This is a genomic window from Rhodococcus sp. CX (genome assembly GCF_015865005.1).
In the GTDB taxonomy this organism is placed as follows: domain Bacteria; phylum Actinomycetota; class Actinomycetes; order Mycobacteriales; family Mycobacteriaceae; genus Rhodococcus.
Window position 1 is genome coordinate 22,939 of sequence record NZ_JADZGH010000168.1, and the last position, 3,827, is coordinate 26,765.

Sequence of the window (3,827 nt, forward strand, 5' to 3'; positions counted from 1 at the left end):
GTGGCGCTCGGGTGTCGCGTGGCAGGTCACCGCGTTCATGGGCCTGCAGTCGACCACCTTCTATCTACTGGTGACCTGGCTGCCGTCGGTGGAGGCGAGTCTCGGTGTCGACGCGGCCACCGCCGGCTGGCATTCGTTCGCGTACCAGGTCGTCGGGATCGTGGCCGGGCTCGGTGCGACCGTGCTGATGGGACGGCGCGCCGACCAGCGCATGCTCGCGATCGTCGGTGGGGCGATCCTCGTGGTCGCGGTGGCCGGGTTGCTGCTCGTCCCGGATCTGGTGCTGCTGTGGGCGATCGTCGCCGGGATCAGTTCGGGTACGACGTTCGTGCTCGCCATGGCGTTGTTCGGGCTGCGCACCCGCACGGTCGCGCAGACGGCGCAGCTGTCCGGGATGGCGCAGTGCGTCGGCTACCTGCTGGCGATGTGTGGTCCGATCGCGGCGGGCGTGCTCTTCGACGTCACCGGGACCTGGACGCCCGTGCTGATCCTGATCGCGGTGTGCGCGGTCGGGCAGAGCCTGGTGGGTGGGTTCGCCGGGCGCGACCGCTACACCCACGCGGCGGCCGGGTAGCGCGGGCCGTCACGAGTCGGCCCAGGCGTCGGGCCGGGACCCGTCGACGTCGGTGACGCGATAGGCGCGCGCGAGATCGGCCGACGTCACCGACCGCTGATTCCAGCGGGCCCGCGCGGGGTCGGCGGCCAGCGCCGCAACGCCACGGCCCACATACCGCGGTGATTCCGAGTTCGCGAAACCCGGTGGTGCCGTGGGCAACCCGTCCGGCCTGCCGGGGTCGAGGGCGTCGCGCCAGTTGTCCTCGGTGACACCGTAGTTGTCGAGCATCATCTCCGAGCGCAGCCAGCCGGGCGTGACCGAGACGGCGGTGCCGCCGTGTGCGGCGAGTTCGTGCCCCTGCGAGAATGCCAGCCGGTTGACCGCGTTCTTCACCAAGTCGTAGAAGACGGAGATGCGGTAGTGGGTGGCGTTGTAGCCCGCCGTCCCGTCGGTGACCTCGACGAGCAGACCGCCGGGCTCGGACACGAGCAACGGCAGCAGGTGATGCGACGTGATCAGGTGGGTGTCGAGGCCGAGTCGCACGATCCGGAGCCCGGCGTCGAGATCGTGCTCCCAGATCGGGGTGTTCCACTGCGCCGGTGCGCCTTTGAGAATCTCCGCGCCCCAGATGTCATTGACGAGAACATCGATGTGCCCGAACTCGGCACGGAGACGCCCCGCGAGCGTGGCCACCCGGTCGGGATCGAGGTGGTCGACCTGGATCGCGACACCGGTTCCACCGAGTGCGGTGACGAGCTCGGCGGTCTCCTCGATGGTCTCCGGCCGGTCGTAGTCGGACGTCTCGCGACCGTGCGTCCTGCTGCTCCGGCCGGTGCAGATCACGGTGGCGCCGGCCTCGCCGAGCCCGGCCGCGATGCCGCGGCCGGCGCCGCGGGTCGCTCCGGCCACCACCGCGATCTTCCCGTGCAGGGGTGCACTCATCGACTCCGATGATGCCCGGTGGCGACGGCAGTGCGGTGGAGATCGGCGGCACTGTCACCTGCGGTGGCCGACCCCCACCGTCGATCACCCTGCTCGGCCGGCCGGGCCGCTGCCCGGCCGGCCTGCGCGTCGGTCAGCCGACGAGCTTGGCGGACAGCGCCGCGACGGTCTGCGGGCTCAAACCCAGCCCGGTGATCAGGTAGTTGTGGACGGTGCCGAAGTCGTGTTCGAGTTGGGTGAATCCGGCCTCGAGGTAACTACGTTCGACGGTGAGGAGCGGCGCGTAGATCGCCGCCACCTCGGGACCCCGGGATTCGGCGAGCGCAGCAAGTGTCGCGCGGATGTGGTCGCCGGAGTATTCGTTCGACAGCAGGTAGTCCGTGTACACGGTCTCGCGGTCCACGCCGGCGAGGGACAACAGTACGGCCGCGGTCCAGCCGGTGCGGTCCTTCCCGGCGGTGCAGTGGAACAGCTGCGGTCCGTCGGTGCGGGCGAACTCGGTGAACATCGCGCCGAGTTCCGCGCGGATCTCGGGATCGGCGACGAATGCGCGGTTGATGTCCTGCATGACCGCGCGCGCGTCCTCCGGTGTCCTCAGGCTCGCCAGGATCGAGGTCGAACTCAGGTTCCCGGACAGCAGCGGGTGCCGGATGTACTGGGCACCGGCCGGGATGCGGTCCGGGGCATCGGCGATCTCGCCGTCGGTGCGCAGGTCGTACACCGCCGCGATGCCGAGGGAGTCGAGCACCGCGGCGTCTTCGTCGTTGCTGGTGAGGGCGTTGGATCGGTAGAAGACGCCGGGCTGTACCCGCAGCCCGAACGCCGCCGGGTAGCCGCCGCCGGATCCGGCGAGATCGCGGAAGTTGTCGACCGACGACAGCCTGGGAGTCTCGACGACGGCCGGTGCACCGATGCCGGACGACCCGGTCGGGAGATCGAAGGGGGCGGCGCCGACCGTGGCGGAGCCGGTGAGCAGCAGTGCGGCGCTGAGGGTGACCGTTGCGGCGAGCCGGGCGCTGCGGCGCCCGGCGGGGAGGACAGTGCGAGACAACACAAACCTTCCTTCGGGGTATGGTTTTTCTTGCGTCTCATTTAGATCACATTCGTCCGAATTCTGCTCTCGTTTTCGAGAATCACGTTTCCGACCGGAAGGTACCGCCGGCACGGACGGCGGGGATCACCGGGTAAGCTGACGGCCGACGTCACCGACCATCGAAGGACACCGAGCGCCGCATGGAACTGTTCCTGGACATCCTGCTGATTGTCACCAGCCTGCTGCTGATCCTGCTGGTGCTGCTGCACCGCGGTAAGGGCGGCGGCCTGTCCAGCCTGTTCGGCGGTGGCGTCCAGTCCAGCCTCTCCGGATCGACGGTCGCGGAGAAGAACCTGGACCGTCTCACCGTCTTCACCGGCATCATCTGGCTGATCTCCATCCTCGGCATCGGGCTGCAGATCAAGTTCAGCTGACCGGCTTCCGGTCGCGCGACCAGCGCCTTCAGTCGATACTGACCGGATGAGCGTCCCGACCGGAACAGCCGCCACCGAGCCGCTGCGCGACGACATCCGCCTGCTCGGCAGCATCCTCGGACAGATCGTGCGCAAGCACGCCGGGGAAGCCGCCTACGAACTCGTCGAGAAGGCCCGGATCGAGAGCTTCCGGGTGCGCCGCTCCGAACTGGACCGCGCCGACCTCGCCGCCATGTTCCGCGAGGTCGCCACCGCCGACACGATTCCGGTCATCCGCGCCTTCAGTCACTTCGCGCTGCTCGCGAACCTCGCCGAGGACCTGCACCGCGAGCGGCGCCGCGCGCTGCACGTCGCCGCGGGCGAACCGCCGCAGGACAGCTCGCTGGCCGCTACCTACGCCAAACTCGACGCCGCCGACCTCGACCCGGATGCGGTCGCTGCGGCGCTCGAGCACGCGCTGGTCTCGCCGGTCATCACCGCGCACCCCACCGAAACCCGCCGACGCACCGTGTTCGTCGTGCAGTCACGGATCACCGATCTCATGCGCCGCCGCGGTCGCGCCGAGGACGCCACCGAGATCGCCGAGATCGACCGGCAACTGTGGCGGCACATCCTGACGCTGTGGCAGACCGCGCTGATCCGCCTGGCGCGCCTGCGGATCCAGGACGAGATCGAAACCGGTCTGCGCTACTACGAGGCCTCGCTGTTCGCGGTGGTGCCCGCCCTCGACGCCGAGGTCCGCCGCGAACTGCGGTCCCGCTGGCCCGGCACCGCCCTGCTCACCGAACCGATCGTGCGGACCGGCTCGTGGATCGGCGGCGACCGCGACGGCAACCCGAACGTCACCGCCGAGGTCGTCCAC

General features: G+C 69.7%; 5 protein-coding genes. 3 read left to right on the forward strand and 2 right to left on the reverse strand.

Annotated features, from left to right (window positions below; translation table 11 throughout):
• Window positions 1-574 (forward strand): MFS transporter (locus I0Q12_RS17650; RefSeq protein ID WP_374068717.1); only part of this gene is annotated, 574 nt, incomplete at its 5' end.
• A 9-nt stretch (window positions 575-583) separates the two neighbouring features.
• Here the strand turns inward: I0Q12_RS17650 and I0Q12_RS17655 are convergent.
• The gene (locus tag I0Q12_RS17655) at window positions 584-1,498 is read right to left on the reverse strand and encodes an SDR family oxidoreductase (protein WP_197253129.1); all 915 of its coding nucleotides are present in this window, start codon (window positions 1,496-1,498) and stop codon (window positions 584-586) included.
• Window positions 1,499-1,631: 133 nt separating this feature from the next.
• On the reverse strand, window positions 1,632-2,552 hold the full coding sequence (locus I0Q12_RS17660; RefSeq protein ID WP_248673912.1) for a tyrosine-protein phosphatase: 921 nt from the start codon (window positions 2,550-2,552) through the stop codon (window positions 1,632-1,634).
• A 179-nt stretch (window positions 2,553-2,731) separates the two neighbouring features.
• Here I0Q12_RS17660 and secG point away from each other — a divergent pair, with 179 nt between their 5' ends.
• Together secG and I0Q12_RS33135 are read left to right on the forward strand one after the other, a co-directional pair.
• Window positions 2,732-2,965 carry a preprotein translocase subunit SecG gene (gene secG / locus I0Q12_RS17665; protein ID WP_197253130.1) on the forward strand — a complete coding sequence of 78 codons (234 nt, stop codon included), beginning with the start codon at window positions 2,732-2,734 and terminating at the stop codon, window positions 2,963-2,965.
• Between the two features lie 46 nt (window positions 2,966-3,011).
• Window positions 3,012-3,827, forward strand: an 816-nt coding sequence (locus I0Q12_RS33135) for a phosphoenolpyruvate carboxylase (RefSeq protein WP_231610908.1), incomplete at its 3' end; no start/stop codon positions are given.